Genomic DNA, 14,552 nt, shown 5'->3' with positions numbered 1-14,552 from the left:
TCGTTTCGATCCATCGCCCTGCGTCGCGAACCGCAGCGCCTGCTCAGCCCGGGTAGGACGGGAAGCGCTGATCCGGGTGCGTCTTCTTCCATTCGGTGTGGGCCACGGTGCCCTCCCACGCAAGGAACGCAGCGGGGATGCGCCCGCGACCGGACCAGGTGGCACCGCTGTGCGGCAGCCAGAAGCGCGGCGGCAGTGCTTCGCGGGGAATCTTGGCCGGCTTGGCGCGCGGGGCGGGGCTGGCCGACCCCGCGCTGTCCACGACTGCCCGGATCCTGCGCTGCTGTTCCGGGCTGAAATCGGCATAGGAGGTCGTGAGCAGCACGAGTGCGCGCTCGAACGCCTCCTTCGTGGCGGCCCGCAGCAGCGCGCTTTCATCCATTCCCGATCGCGCGACCGCAGCTGCCAGGCTGGCCTTCATCGATGATGCGGAGGGGGCGGCGGAGGGCTTACGGGGCATGGGATTCCTGAGAAGGAGGGACGGACGGAGGGCACGATAGCAAATGCCAGCGTGAAGCCATCGGTTTGCGCAGGCCTACTCGTCGATCGTGTTGCCGGTCAGCAGCAGGCGGGCCTGCGACTGCCACCCGCCAATGAACAGATCGGGCTTGCCATCCCCATCCAGATCACCGCGCGCCATGCTCCAGCTGCGTCCGACCGCGGTGCCGGGAATCACCGAGGCAGTGACGTCGGTGAAGTTGCCCTTGCCATCGTTCTGCCAGGCGCGAACCTGCAGCGGCACGAAGCCGGGCACGTCGATGGCGCTGACCACCAGGTCCGGATGGCCATCCTCGTTGACATCCACCACCGTCCCGCCCCAGCTGGAGAAACGATGCGCGGGCAGACGTGCGGCGGTGTCATCCTTGAAACGGGCCTCGCCTTGATTGATCAGCAGGCGCGTCTGCGGATTCTTGTCCCAGGCCTGGTTGTTGCTGGTGAGGTTGAAGAAGACCAGGTCCAGACGCCCATCACCGTTCGCATCGAACGCATGGACTTCCCGCGTCTCGGTGGGAATCTGCGCTCCCAGGCGGTCGGTGGCATCGGTGAAGCGGCCGCGGCCATCGTTGATCAGCAGGCGGTTGATGGGATCCTGGCTGGCGATGGCCATATCCAGATCGCCATCGCCATCCAGATCGGCCAGGGTAATGCCCTGTGCCTGCACGTTGATCGATGGCAGGTGGGTGGAGGTGGCATCGACGAAGTAGCCCGGGCGTGCGCGGTCATTGAGCCAGAGGAACGGTTGCGCCACACCGGCTTTGCCCTCCGTCGTGTTGCCCACCACGATGTCGGGCAGGCCATCGCCGTTGACATCACCGATGGCGACGCCGTTGGCCTGGCTCATCGCAGGAAGGCGCTCGCTGACCCGTACGAATCCACCCTGGCCGTCACCCAGGAACAGGTTGTGCTGCTCGGTGTCTTCAGCGATGAACAGCGCATCGATATGGCCGTCACCATCAACATCGGCCACGCGTACATGCTCGTTGTCGCCGGTGATCGTGCCGAACGCATCGGGCGCCTGTGTGAGCTTGCCGGTGCCATCGTTGAGGTAGAGCCGGTTGGCACCATTCTCCACCGCCACCGCGACATCCAGATCGCCATCGCCATCGGCATCCAGCAACGCCGCATCCAGTGCATGGAGCTCCGCGTCGGTGGGAACGTGAGTGGCGGTGACGTCGGTAAAAATGGTGCGCGACGGTTGCGACGGGGCAGCGCACGCCGTGACGGAGACGCCGAACAGGGAAGCGGCGAGGGCGAGGGAGGGGATCGTTGAGTGCATGCGGCTCGGGCTCCGAAGCGGTCGTTGAGTGCGTCCGTTGCGAGGGACACGCGTGCCACTGTAGGGGCGCTGGCGTCGGCTGGGTGCGAGGGCATGGCCCCACCAAGCTGTACTTTCGCCAAACTGAACAGGGGTCGGTTCATCCGCGGGTGCGCAATGTTCCGGCAATCTTCGGCCACCAGATTCGATTCCACACCGATACGTTTGGAGGATCCAACGATGCTCACCTCAACCGCTTTCAGCTTCCGTGGCCTGGCCATGGCATTGGCTCTGACCGCTGGCGTCATCGCCGCAGGCGATGCCTCCGCGCTGTCGCGCAAGGACAAGAACACACTGGTGGGTGCCGTGGTGGGTGGCGTCGCGGGGCACGTGCTGTCCAACGGCGACCCGATGATGACCGCAGGCGGTGCAGTGGCCGGCGGTGCGATCGGCAATGTGACCACCAAGGATCGCCGGGACCACCGCGACTATCGCCACGATCGCGATCGCCGCTATGACCGCGACCATCGTTACGAGCGCACCAGCCGCCACGACCGCCGTCACGACCAGCGTCGCTGGGACCATGACCGCCGTAACCACAACCGCGGCTGGCGCTGATCGGGGAAGAACGGACTCCTGCCGCGGCCACCGACGCGGATGCATGCCCCCGTTCCGTGTAAAAGCGCGCGCTTATGCCACCGGCGACAGGGTCTCTCCGGGGACCCGATTCCCCGCCGCCGCCAGCGGCACCGCAGTGATGCGGTGAGTGGCATGACGGTCATTCGCTGCGCGTTGCCTCAAAGCGGTAGGGATTGCCCTGATCGGCAAAGCGGAGCAAATAGCGCGAACTGCGTGTCTTGCCATCGGACAACACAGCGTCCACCTGCAGGCCGGTCCGACGGTGTTCGTGGTCAGCGCCGAGGTAGGTGTTGCTCGGATGGCTGAAGCCGTCATGGGGCGCTTCCCGTACGGCTGCACACGTGGCAAACAGCGGCGGCAGGGTGTACAGGCGGCTACCCTGCAACAACAGCACCGCTATGTAGCGGACGGCGGTCGAGGACCAGAGGCGTCAGGAACTATCTCCGACGCCTTGCAGCCGGGCCTGGATGAACTCCAGCAACGCCCGGACCCGCGCAGTCACCGAATGACGGTGACTGTAGGCGCCAAGCAATTGCAGCGGCGCAGGGCGTAGATCCAGCTGCACTTCCTGCAACCGGCCTACGGCAAGATCATCCTGGCAGGGGTAGGCCGCAACAATTGCGAAGCCAAGGCCCTCACGTGCTCCCGCCACGGCCAGTTCGCCGCTGTTGACGCGATAACGGCTGCGCACAGGCACCTTCACGATGTCGCCCGCGGTGTCGATAAACTGCCAAGGCTGACCCTTCAGTGCGCTTGCGGTGGTGATGCAAGGCAAGGATTTCAGTTCGCGCACGTGGCGCGGCATCCCGGTTCTGGCCAGCAGAGCGGGCGCGGCGACCACGATACTGGGCAATGTTGCGAGTTCGCGGGTGATGAACGCGCTGTCATCTTGGGGCCCCCGGTGGAAGAAGATGGAGAGGTCCATGTCTTCTCTCAGCACTTCCAGGCCGGTCAGGCGCGTGTCGCATTCCAGTTCAATGCCGGGATGGAGACTGCAGAATTCCGCGAGGATAGGAGCGAGCAGCCTTGGCGCTTCGTTTGGCATGCACATCCTCAGAGGCCCCCTCAATTCGCGTTGTACTGCGCCAAGCTCCTCCTCCGTGGAGAGCAAGGCGTCGAGCAGTGGTTTGGCGCGCGCGTAAAGCAGCCTTCCGGCTTCGGTCATGTGCAGATGGCGCGTGCTGCGTTCCAGCAAGCGAACGCCCAACCGGCGCTCCAGCGAGGCGACGTGACGGCTGACGTTGGACGATGGCAGGGCCAGCAGGCGCGCCGCGCCGGAAAAGCTCTGCTCGTCTACGACGGCCACGTAGACACGGACGGTATTCAGGTCGAGGGTACTGCGCATGATTATCCCGCTCAGGGTATGAACATATATCAATCCTGCATGCTAGTTGGCCAGATCGGCAGAGTCTAGGATTGCACTCCCGTCCAATGGATGCCCTGCAACGGCGTGTCCGGGCGAATTGAAAAAGGGGTGCATCGGAATGGACATCGGAATACTGGGTGGCGGGATCGCAGGCTTGAGCGCGGCACTTGCCCTGCACAAGCAGGGGCACACCCCGCGCGTGTATGAACGTCGGGCTGGGCCATCGACCATGGGGGCTGGCGTGACGCTCTGGCCCAACGCTGGCTTCGTACTGCAGGAACTCGGGTTGTTGGAGGATGTCGGGGCAGCGGGCGGGCGGCCATTGTCAGTGCACCGCAAAGACGCAGCGGGTGATTCGCTGGGAGGCTTGGATATCACGCTGCTGGACCAGATCATGGGATATCCAACCCATACGATCCTGCGTCGGGACCTGCAGGCTGTACTGCTGGCTCATGTGGCACGAGCGGGCATCCAGGTGGAGTTCGGACATCGCGTGGTAGCGATTGACCTGGATGCCAGCGGCAAGGCCTTGGCACGGTTCGCGAATGGGCAGAGCATTTGTCCAGATCTGGTTGTTGGCGCGGATGGCCGCATGGACTCGGTGGCGCGCAGCTTCGTCGCAGGGGACAACACGCCCATCTACCAAGGCTTTGTGAACTGGATCGGGATTGCACAGGGAAATGGTGCACTGGTGAGCGACATCGCGATCCAGGACTATTGGGGTTCGGGCGATCGTTTCGGCTGCGTCGCGATCCGGACAGACCTGGTTTACTGGGCGGCCGCCCAGGCGCGGCCATTACCTGGGGCGACGCCCGCAGCGGACATGCACAACGAGGTGAGTGATCTGTTTGCAGGATGGCCTGAACCTGTCGGCCGCCTCATCGAGGCCACTCCGGCGCACTCCATACAACGGATTGCCGTGCACGACCTCGAACCGCTGCATACGTGGAGCCGAGCAAATGTGCTGCTCATCGGGGATGCAGCGCACGCGCCGCTACCGACCTCCGGCCAGGGGGCCTGCCAGGCACTGGAAGACGCCTGGCACCTGGCGCGATGCCTGGGTGGGACCGGCGATTGCCTGGATGAAGCATTGCAGAGTTTCGTTGCAGTCCGCGGACCCAAGACCACAAAGCTGGCAGAGCAGGGCCGAATGTTCGCGCGCGGTCTTTTTGCCAAAGACCCCGAAACGTGCCGAATTCGCAATGAGCGCGCCAAGGCATCCGACGCAGTGCGTGATGCTCAAGCCATGGCGGCAGGATGGTCGCAGGGTTTGCCGATGGCCGACTGCATTGAAAGGGCGGCGAACGGCGTAGACAGCATGTATCGTCTGTGAAGGCGTCCTGCCGGGAGTTCTCCGCTTCTGGCCGAAATCGGACACCGTCGAGGTAGGTAATTGGGGATCTACATCTGCGATAGGGCGAATCTCAGGTTCCAGTCCACCAGTAGGCATTGTCGGATTCGTTGTGGAGTGATCAAGAAAGGCAATAGTCACATTGACGTGCTCTTTGTGAACCGATACCCGAATGGTCACCATTTGCCCGCATCTCTGCCCAGCGTTACTCTTGCCTCATGTCTACTTCAATCTCCGCAGCGCTCGATGCCGAGCGCGGCCCCGCTGAGCATGATGTGCGCACCCAGATCATCCAGGCTGCCACCGCCCATTTCAGCCACTACGGCTACGACAAGACCACGGTGTCCGACCTGGCCAAAGCCATCGGCTTTTCCAAGGCCTACATCTACAAGTTTTTCGCTTCCAAGCAGGCGATCGGGGAGGTGATCTGCGCCAATTGCCTCGCCCAGATCGAAAGCGACGTACATGCCGCCTTGGAAGGGGTTGAAGCGGCGCCGGATCGGCTTCGGGTCCTCTTCACCGCCATCGTGGAGGCCAGTCTTCGCTTGTTCCTCCAGGATCGCCGGCTCTATGAAATTGCCGTGGCGGCCGCGACGGATCAATGGCCGTCGACCCGGGCCTACCAAGGCCGCATCCGGCAGCTTGTCGAGGAAATTTTGAAAGATGGCCGCGCCTCCGGGGCGTTTGAGAACCAGACGGCGCTCGATCAGACCAGTCGCGCGGTGTACCAGATCCTTGTCCCGTATCTGAATCCGGTGACGCTTCCACACGTGTCGGTCATGCACGAAGAATCGCCCAATGCCCTGCAGGAGCTGGTTCTCAGGAGCCTTTCACCTCAACGGGTGTGACTATTGACGAAAACGGTCACTAGGAACAGAATGCGTCCGGATACCCCACTCCGGAAGGCCGTATGCGTCGCCGTTTTGTAGTCCTAGCCATCTCCTGCGTTGTTCCGTTGTTCCTTGTGGCCTGCGGAACGTCGGACGATATCGACCCCCGCACCGCGCCCCCCATCGTCCGGGTTGCCCAGGTCCAAACGGGCGCGGGGAACGCACGCACGTTTACGGGCACCATCGCCGCACGGGTGCAGAGCGACCTGGCGTTCCGAGTGGGAGGCAAGGTCACCGAACGCCTCGTCGAGACCGGGCAGACCGTCAAGCGTGGTGACGTGCTTTACCGGATCGATCCCATCGATCTGAATCTGGCAGCGGCGTCCCAGCAGCAAGCGGTGATTGCGGCCCGGGCGCAGAGCGTCCAAGCCATTGCCGACGAAGCGCGCTATCGCGATCTGGCCGCCAAGGGTGTCGTGTCCCGGTCGGCCTATGATCAGATCAAGGCGGCGGCGGAGGCGGCCTCAGCGCAGCTCAGAGCAGCCGAAGCGCAAGCCCGGGTAGCGCGTAATGCCAGTCAATACACCGCGCTCGTTGCCGATGCTGATGGGGTGGTCATGACCATCTCCGCTGAGCCCGGTCAGGTTGTGGCGGCGGGGCAGATCGTCGCCCGGCTTGCCCGTGCAGGCAGCAGGGAGGCAGTGGTCCAACTGCCCGAGACGCTGCGTCCCCAGATCGGCTCCGTGGCCTCGGCGTCCTCGTTCGGGGGCAGCGGCAAGATCCCCGCGCGGTTGCGCGTGCTCTCGGAGTCCGCAGACCCCGCAACCCGGACCTTTGAAGCCCGCTACACCCTGGAAGACGGCAATACGCCGCTGCCGTTGGGGTCGACAGTGGCCGTAGCGCTTGCTGGCGCAGAGCCTGCCGGCGTCTCGGCTGGCGTTGAGGTTCCGCTGGGCGCGCTGTTCGATCCCGGCACCGGAACCGGCGTATGGGTGATCAGCGGTGAGCCGCTCAAGGCTCGTTGGACGCCGGTCGCGGTCAAGCAGCTGGGCGACGACCAGGCCTTGGTGGAGGGCGCTTTGAAGGCCTCGGATCGCGTGGCGGCGCTAGGCGCACATCTGCTCCGCGAAGGGCAGGTGGTTCGCTTGGCTGACAGCGCCACGAGCACCGCTGCGAACGGAGCCCGTCAGTGAGTGGGTTCAATCTGTCGGCGCTTGCGGTGCGCGAGCGTGCCATCACGGTCTTCTCGATCTTCCTGATTTCCGTTGCCGGCATTGTTTCTTTCTTCCAGCTTGGCCGCGCGGAGGACCCCGCGTTTACCGTCAAGGTCATGACTATCGTGACGGCCTGGCCGGGCGCTACGCCCACGGAGATGCAGGACCAGGTCGCCGAGAAGCTGGAAAAGCGATTGCAGGAGCTTCGCTGGTATGACCGCAGCGAAACCTATACGCGGCCTGGGCTGTCCTTCACCACGTTGACATTGCAGGACGGCACGCCGCCTTCGGAAGTGCAGGAGGAGTTCTACCAGGCGCGCAAGAAGATGGCCGACGAAGCGGCGAACCTGCCCGCAGGCGTGATCGGTCCGATGGTCAACGACGAATACGCGGATGTGACCTTCGCTCTGTTCGCACTGAAAGCGAAGGGTGAGCCGTTCCGCCTGCTTGCGCGTGATGCCGAGACGCTGCGTCAGCGCTTGCTGCACGTTCCTGGCGTGAAAAAGGTCAACATCATTGGTGAGCAATCCGAGCGCATCTATGTGGAGCTGTCCCACGAGCGGTTGGCGAACTTGGGTATCACGCCACAGGAGGTATTCGGAGCGCTGAACGGACAGAATGCCCTGACCCCCGCAGGCTCGGTCGAGGCCAAGGGCCCGCAGATCTTCATTCGCCTCGATGGCGCACTGGATCAGCTGGACAAGATTCGCGATACGCCCATCGTTGCACAGGGAAAGACCCTCAAATTGCAGGACATTGCCACCGTCAAGCGGGGCTATGAGGATCCGTCGACCTTCATGATCCGCAACGGCGGCGAGCCGGCGATGCTGCTTGGGATCGTCATGCGCGACGGCTGGAATGGCCTGGATCTTGGCACCTCACTCGATGCGGAGGTCAAGAAGATCAATGACGGGCTTCCTGTGGGCATGGCACTGGACAAGGTCACCGACCAGGCCGTGAACATCAGCGCGTCGGTCGACGAGTTCATGATGAAGTTCTTCGCCGCGCTGCTGGTGGTGATGCTGGTCTGCTTTGTCAGCATGGGCTGGCGGGTGGGTGTCGTGGTGGCGGCAGCCGTGCCGCTGACGCTGGCTGCTGTGTTCATGGTGATGGCCGCAACCGGCAAGAACTTTGATCGCATCACGCTCGGCTCGCTGATCCTGGCACTGGGCCTGCTGGTGGACGACGCGATCATTGCCATCGAGATGATGGTAGTGAAGATGGAAGAGGGTTACAGCCGGGTCAAGGCATCGGCCTACGCGTGGAGCCATACGGCAGCGCCGATGCTGGCGGGCACCTTGGTGACTGCGGTGGGCTTCATGCCCAATGGCTTTGCACGGTCCACCGCGGGCGAATACACCAGCAACATGTTCTGGATCGTGGGCATCGCGCTGATCGTGTCGTGGGCGGTCGCGGTGTTCTTTACGCCGTACCTGGGTGTGAAGCTTCTGCCTGAGCTCAAGGTTGTGGAAGGCGGTCACAGCAGTCTTTACGACACGCCGCGATACAACCGCTTCCGGTCGATCCTGGCGCGCGTGATTGCGCGCAAGTGGCTTGCCGCAGGCTCGGTGATTGGCCTGTTTGTGCTTGCTGTAGTGGGCATGGGGCTGGTGAAAAAGCAGTTCTTCCCCATTTCCGATCGGCCGGAAGTGCTGGTCGAAGTGCAGATGCCCTACGGCACGGCCATCGAACAGACCAACCTGGCCACCAGGAAGGTGGAGCAGTGGCTCGCTGGGCAGGAAGAAGCGAAGATCGTCACGGCCTACATCGGTCAGGGCGCGCCCCGGTTCTATCTCGCCATCTCGCCGGAACTGCCGGACCCGGCGTTTGCCAAGATCGTGGTGCGTACCGACAGCCAGGAACAGCGCGATGCCTTGAAAGCACGGCTGCGTCAGGCGGTGGCGGAGGGCTTGGCGCCCGAAGCGCGGGTGCGTGTGACCCAGCTGGTGTTTGGGCCTTACTCACCTTACCCGGTGGCGTATCGCGTCAGTGGTCCGGACCCGGACGTCATCCGTGGCATTGCGGCCAAGGTTGAGCAGACCCTGCACGCCAGCCCGATGATGCGCACGGTCAACAGCGATTGGGGCGTGCGCACGCCAACGCTGCACTTCACGCTGGATCAGGACCGCCTGCAAGCGATGGGAATGACGTCGGCCTCTGTCTCGCAGCAACTGCAGTTCTTCCTGAGCGGGGTGCCGGTCACTGCCGTGCGCGAGGACATCCGCACCGTCGAGGTTGTCGCTCGGTCAGGCGGGGACACACGCCTGGATCCTGCGCGGATTGCGGATTTCACGTTGGTCGGCGCTGCGGGCCAGCGCGTGCCGCTGTCCCAGATCGGCACGGTGCAGGTCCGGATGGAAGAGCCGGTGCTGCGCCGCCGTGACCGGGTGCCTACCATCACCGTGCGCGGTGACATTGACGATGCGTTGCAGCCACCGGACGTATCGGCAGCGATCAGCAAGCAGCTTGAGCCCCTCATTGCCTCGCTGCCCGAGGGCTACGCCATTGCCCAGGCTGGTTCCATTGAGGAATCGGGCAAGGCAATGAGCGCCATGCTGCCGCTGTTCCCGATCATGCTGGCGGTGACCCTGCTGATCATCATCCTGCAGGTGCGGTCCATCTCGGCAATGATCATGGTCTTCATGACCAGTCCGTTGGGGCTGATCGGCGTGGTCCCAACGCTGCTGCTGTTCCAGCAGCCGTTCGGCATCAACGCGCTGGTGGGGTTGATTGCGTTGTCAGGCATCTTGATGCGCAACACGCTCATCCTCATCGGCCAGATTCACGAGAACGAAGAAGCCGGGATGGAAACCTTCCACGCCATCATCGAGGCGACGGTGCACCGAGCGCGCGCGGTGATCCTGACGTCCCTGGCAGCGGTGCTTGCGTTCATTCCGCTGACCCATTCGGTGTTCTGGGGAACGCTTGCCTACACGTTGATTGGCGGCACCATCGCCGGCACCGTGATGACGCTGGTCTTCCTGCCGGCGATGTATGCCATCTGGTTCAAGGTCCGAGCGGAAAAGACCCCCGTTGCCTGACATGGCCCGGACCGCTTTTATATGGGAGTGATTCATGAGCATTGCTGACAAAGACCGCATCGTGGTGACCGGAATGGGCGTAGTCAGCCCACTCGGCTGCGGGGTTGAAACCGTGTGGTCCCGTCTGTTGGCGGGGCGCTCCGGCATCGGATCGCTGGGTGCTGATCTTGCGGCCGGAACCGGCAGTGAAGTCGGCGGACGTGTGCCTGACCGCGTTCAAGACCCGGAGGCGGGCTTTGATTCCACCGGGATCATTGCGCCAAAAGATCTCAAGAAGATGGATCGGTTCGTTGAGTTTGCGCTGGTTGCCGCGCATGAAGCGCTTGAGCAGGCGGGCTGGCATGATGCCGATGAACGCGGGCTGCTGCGAACCGCCACCGTGATTGCCACCGGGATAGGCGGGTTTGGATCGATCGTCAATGCGGTCCACACCACCGACAGCCGCGGGCCTGGTCGATTGTCGCCGTTCACTGCGCCCACCTTCCTGGCCAACATGGCGTCTGGGCAGGCATCGATCCGCTACGGGTTCAAGGGACCGCAGGGCGCGCCCGTGACGGCGTGCGCAGCGGGCGTCCAGGCGATCGGCGACGCAGCGCGCCTCATCCGGGCCGGAGAGGCGGACATCGCGCTGTGCGGTGGGGCGGAGGCCGCGATGCACCGGGTCAGCCTGGGGGGCTTCGCGGCGGCCAAGGCGTTGAGTACCTCTTTCAATGACACCCCACAAGCAGCGTCTCGCCCCTTCGATGCGCAGCGGGACGGGTTCGTCATGTCGGAAGGGGCAGGGTTGCTGGTCATTGAGCGGCTGGACCACGCCCTGGCGCGTGGGGCCAAGCCGCTTGCCGAACTGGTTGGCTACGGCACAACCTCTGATGCCTACCATCTGACGGCCGGTCCCGACGACGGCAGTGGCGCGCGGCGGGCGATGGAGATTGCGCTGGCGCAGGCGGGCATCACGCCGGCGCAGGTGGATCACATCAATGCGCATGCGACCTCTACGCAGGTCGGTGATCGGGCAGAGCTCGCGTCGATGCGGGCGCTGTTTGGTTCCCGCTCCGATCTGCTGATCTCTGCCACCAAGTCCAGCACGGGCCACCTGCTCGGAGCGGCTGGCGGCATTGAGGCCATCTTCACCGTTCTTGCCCTGCGTGATCAGGTTGCGCCCGCGACCCTCAATCTCGAACATCCTGACGCGCTGGCAGAAGGGCTCTCAATCGTCGCCGGTCAGCCACAGAAGGCAGATATCGAATTTGCCCTGAGCAACGGGTTTGGGTTTGGCGGCGTCAATGCCAGTGTGCTGTTCCGACGCCTATGAACGCGGCTGCCTCAAGCTCCTTCGCAAGCAAAACCACGCTGCGCTGGGAGAATGCCAGGGCGCAGAGCCGACGGTGCATCCTGGACGCGGCCGCTACCGTGTTCGCAGAGGAAGGGTTTGAGGGCGCAACGATGAGGCGCATCGCTGCTGTCTGTGGCGTCACCAAGGTCACGATCTACGCGCATTATCGTGACAAAGAGCGCCTCTACAAGGCGGTCATGGACAGCCATCTCGCAACGATGGCGTCGGGTAAGCCCGACATGCAGGGAACGGCAGGCCTGGGCGACGCGCTGATGCGCATCAGTAGTGGTATCGGACGACTGGCGGCAGATGCTTCCTGTCGGGCATTCTGCGCCTCGTTGTCGCGCTCCATTTACGCCAGTGAGGTCTACATCGAACATTGGAACGCGATGCTGGAGCCGTATCTCACGTGTGCGGAGCAAGCGTTTGCGAAGGCTTCAGTCCGCGCGAGCAATGCAGGTGACGGCGAGAAGTTCCTCACGCTCCTCCTTGCAGGGCATGGCCTGCCTGGTGGGGCAAGGCCCATGGCCGAGTGCGGTGCAACCGTCGCGCTTTTTGTGCGGGCCTATGACGCCTTCGGGCAGTGACCCGTATGGCTTAGAATCGGCCTGAAACCTGTCATCGGATCGTCAAGGAGACGTGCCTGCAATGATAAGGATATCCATGCCCACTTTCCTCGCCGCTGCGTTTTCCGCTGTCGGCTTGACGACGTTTGCAGCAGCGACCGAGGCGCTGCCCAGCGGATTGGAGGTGGCGCTCCACCGCGTAGCGGCCGTCGCGCAGGCGCCCGCCTCGACGCAGGCAGCAGAGACATTGTGGGGAACGCCGTTGGATGCGCCCGTGGTGCTGCATGACCGCACCACCGGAACACGTTGGCGTTTGAATGCCGTCACTGGCGGTGTGGAGTCTGTTGCGCTGCGCAAGGATCAACCGCCCGCGAACACCTGCATCGACATCGACGGCACCTCCAACGTGCTGTTGGTGCTGCCTCTGCCCGTGGACAACGACGGACTCGCGACCCTGTTCTGGCATGAACAATGGCACTGCGTGCAGACAGCGCTTGGACTCTCGGCGTCTGAAGGCGATACAGCGCATCTGGATGACGAGAGTGGCCGAACGGCAGTGCGATTGGAGCTGCGTGCGCTCGGGCAGGCGCTGTCCGCGACCGATGATGGCGATCGCCGAAGGCATATCGCGGCCGCGTTGCGGTTCCGGGCGCTTCGATCTGGCGAGGTGGCGTCGGGCGCCCGCGCGCTCGCCGAAGAGGCGAAGGTTGAACGCAACGAGGGCCTTGCCGAGTACACAGGCCGCAAGGTGGCGGCCGCTGCCAACGGAGAGAGTGTGCTGCCCGCGTTGGTGAGGTCGCTGGCTGCGGCAGATGCCTCGGCAAGCTATGTCCGCTCGGCGGCGTACGTGACCGGGCCGGCGTACGGCATTCTGCTGGATCGTTGGTCCCCGGGCTGGCGCAGCGGCCTGTCGACCACGTCCGACCTGCCCGGGCTGCTGGCCGATCAACTCGGTATGCCGCCCAGCGCGTCCGATCTCGAGGACATCGGGCGCGGTTATGGGATGGACGAGGTGCGTGCGCAGGAGCAGGAGCGCGCAGCGATCCGGGCGCAGCGCAGTGCTGTGTATCGCGAACGGTTCCTCGGAAGCGATGCCGTTCGGCTGCCACTGAGCAAGCCCTCCGCGTCGTTCGATCCGCGCACGCTCTTTCCGCTGGGCGAGGTGGGAACGGTCTATACGCCGCTGACGGTGCGCGACGAATGGGGCGAGCTGACGGCGGAATCTGGTGCGTTGCTGTCGAAAGACTGGAGGCTCGTGACCTTGGGCGGCGGCGCGCTTGCTGGTGGTGCCTCGAACTGGACAGGACCAGGCTGGAGCCTCGCTCTCAGCGAGGGCTGGCAACTGGAGAGGGACTCTGACGGGTGGCGTCTGACGCGCCGGAAGGAAGACGGTAACCGCAGGTAGAAGAGGTGCTGGATCGTCTGCGACCTACCGCATCTCCACCACCACCTTGCCCTTGGCCCGGCCGCTCTCAACATGGGCCAGGGCGCCTTGGGTCTGCTGGAACGGGAAGACCCGGTCGATGACCGGATGGATCGCACCAGCCTCCACCAGCGAGGTGATCTCGCTCAACTGCTGGCCGCTGGCCCGCATGAACACGAAGGTGTACGTCACGCCCTTCTGCTTGGCCTTGCTGCGGATGCCATGGCTGAGCAGGCGCATGACCTGCTTGAGCGGCCAGGCCAGCGCGCGCGCACTGGCAAACGCGGGCGTGGGTGGCCCCGAGATCGAAATGAGATGCCCGCCCGGCCTGAGGATCTGCAGCGAGCGGGTCAGTTCATCCTTGCCGAGGCTGTTGAGCACCACATCGTAGTCGCGCAGTTCCGTCGCGAAATCCTGCTGTTTGTAATCAATGACGACGTCTGCGCCGAGATCCTTCACCCACGCGACGTTGGCGGTACTGGTGGTGGTGGCCACGAAGGCGCCCAGATGCTTGGCCAGCTGGATCGCCACCGTCCCGACGCCGCCGGAGCCGGCCTGGATGAAGACCTTCTGCCCAGCTTTGAGCTGGGCGGTTTCGACCAGTGCCTGCCATGCGGTCAGCGCGACCAGGGGCAGCGAGGCGGCCTCCACCATGGTGAGGTTGCCGGGTTTGAGCGCCACCGAGGCAGCATTGACCGCAATGAATTCGGCGAACGTGCCGATGCGATCATCGTCGGGACGCGCATACACCTCATCGCCGGGGTTGAAGTGGTGCACCCCGGCACCGACACTTACCACCGTGCCGGCCATATCGTTGCCAAGAATCAGCGGCAGGCGATAAGGCAGGATCAGCTTGAACTCCCCGGTGCGTATCTTGGTGTCCAGCGCATTGACGCTGGCCGCGTGCACGCGGATGAGCACATCGTCATCGCGCAGCGGAGGCTGTGGGGCGTCGCCGATGCGGCCGGTCTCTTTTTTGCCATAACGGTCGACGAGGAAGGCTTTCATGGGCGGTGTGTCTCTGGTGGAGGGT

General features: G+C 63.9%; 13 protein-coding genes. 8 read left to right on the top strand and 5 right to left on the bottom strand.

Features of this window, described 5'->3' with window-relative positions; all coding sequences use genetic code 11:
* Nucleotides 1-43: 43 nt before the first annotated feature.
* Both ABE546_RS02385 and ABE546_RS02380 read right to left on the bottom strand, forming a co-directional pair.
* A complete protein-coding gene (locus ABE546_RS02385; protein ID WP_313212804.1) occupies nucleotides 44-460 on the bottom strand; it encodes an H-NS family nucleoid-associated regulatory protein in 417 nt (138 codons plus the stop codon).
* A gap of 75 nt (nucleotides 461-535) precedes the next feature.
* On the bottom strand, nucleotides 536-1,777 hold the full coding sequence (locus tag ABE546_RS02380) for a VCBS repeat-containing protein (protein WP_313212806.1): 1,242 nt from the start codon (nucleotides 1,775-1,777) through the stop codon (nucleotides 536-538).
* A gap of 219 nt (nucleotides 1,778-1,996) precedes the next feature.
* Between ABE546_RS02380 and ABE546_RS02375 the strand changes: the two genes are divergently transcribed.
* Nucleotides 1,997-2,374, top strand: coding sequence for a hypothetical protein (locus ABE546_RS02375; RefSeq protein ID WP_346462588.1), 378 nt, complete (start codon nucleotides 1,997-1,999; stop codon nucleotides 2,372-2,374).
* A 160-nt stretch (nucleotides 2,375-2,534) separates the two neighbouring features.
* On the opposite strand, the gene ABE546_RS02370 is transcribed toward ABE546_RS02375, so the two are convergent.
* Together ABE546_RS02370 and ABE546_RS02365 are read right to left on the bottom strand one after the other, a co-directional pair.
* The gene (locus ABE546_RS02370) at nucleotides 2,535-2,780 is read right to left on the bottom strand and encodes a hypothetical protein (protein ID WP_346462587.1); all 246 of its coding nucleotides are present in this window, start codon (nucleotides 2,778-2,780) and stop codon (nucleotides 2,535-2,537) included.
* 45 nt (nucleotides 2,781-2,825) lie between these two features.
* Entirely contained in the window at nucleotides 2,826-3,740 is a 915-nt protein-coding gene (locus ABE546_RS02365; RefSeq protein ID WP_313212809.1) for a LysR family transcriptional regulator, read from the bottom strand.
* Nucleotides 3,741-3,879: 139 nt separating this feature from the next.
* On the opposite strand from ABE546_RS02365, the gene ABE546_RS02360 reads away from it, so the two are divergent.
* The 7 genes from ABE546_RS02360 to ABE546_RS02330 all read left to right on the top strand — a co-directional run bounded on the left by ABE546_RS02360 (nucleotide 3,880) and on the right by ABE546_RS02330 (nucleotide 13,501).
* Complete coding sequence (locus ABE546_RS02360; protein WP_313212811.1) at nucleotides 3,880-5,094, top strand: FAD-dependent monooxygenase; 1,215 nt, start codon at nucleotides 3,880-3,882, stop codon at nucleotides 5,092-5,094.
* A 236-nt stretch (nucleotides 5,095-5,330) separates the two neighbouring features.
* Nucleotides 5,331-5,960: a TetR/AcrR family transcriptional regulator gene (locus ABE546_RS02355; RefSeq protein WP_313212813.1), complete on the top strand. Its 630-nt coding sequence runs from the start codon at nucleotides 5,331-5,333 to the stop codon at nucleotides 5,958-5,960.
* A gap of 62 nt (nucleotides 5,961-6,022) precedes the next feature.
* Nucleotides 6,023-7,135, top strand: coding sequence for an efflux RND transporter periplasmic adaptor subunit (locus ABE546_RS02350; protein ID WP_313212815.1), 1,113 nt, complete (start codon nucleotides 6,023-6,025; stop codon nucleotides 7,133-7,135).
* Nucleotides 7,132-10,197, top strand: coding sequence for an efflux RND transporter permease subunit (locus ABE546_RS02345; protein WP_346462585.1), 3,066 nt, complete (start codon nucleotides 7,132-7,134; stop codon nucleotides 10,195-10,197). The genes ABE546_RS02350 and ABE546_RS02345 overlap by 4 nt, the downstream gene beginning before the upstream one ends.
* Nucleotides 10,198-10,231: 34 nt before the next feature.
* Nucleotides 10,232-11,509, top strand: a complete 1,278-nt coding sequence (gene fabF, locus ABE546_RS02340; RefSeq protein ID WP_346462583.1) for a beta-ketoacyl-ACP synthase II — start codon at nucleotides 10,232-10,234, stop codon at nucleotides 11,507-11,509.
* A complete protein-coding gene (locus ABE546_RS02335) occupies nucleotides 11,506-12,117 on the top strand; it encodes a helix-turn-helix domain-containing protein (RefSeq protein ID WP_346462581.1) in 612 nt (203 codons plus the stop codon). The genes fabF and ABE546_RS02335 overlap by 4 nt, the downstream gene beginning before the upstream one ends.
* Nucleotides 12,118-12,193: 76 nt before the next feature.
* Nucleotides 12,194-13,501, top strand: a complete 1,308-nt coding sequence (locus tag ABE546_RS02330) for a hypothetical protein (protein ID WP_346462579.1) — start codon at nucleotides 12,194-12,196, stop codon at nucleotides 13,499-13,501.
* A gap of 24 nt (nucleotides 13,502-13,525) precedes the next feature.
* On the opposite strand, the gene ABE546_RS02325 is transcribed toward ABE546_RS02330, so the two are convergent.
* Entirely contained in the window at nucleotides 13,526-14,527 is a 1,002-nt protein-coding gene (locus ABE546_RS02325) for an NADP-dependent oxidoreductase (RefSeq protein ID WP_346462577.1), read from the bottom strand.
* Nucleotides 14,528-14,552: the final 25 nt, after the last annotated feature.

Source organism: Stenotrophomonas sp. TWI377, from assembly GCF_039674525.1.
Classification (GTDB): domain Bacteria; phylum Pseudomonadota; class Gammaproteobacteria; order Xanthomonadales; family Xanthomonadaceae; genus Stenotrophomonas.
The sequence above is the reverse complement of the archived record's forward strand: the minus strand, read 5'-3'. Positions and strand labels throughout refer to the sequence as shown.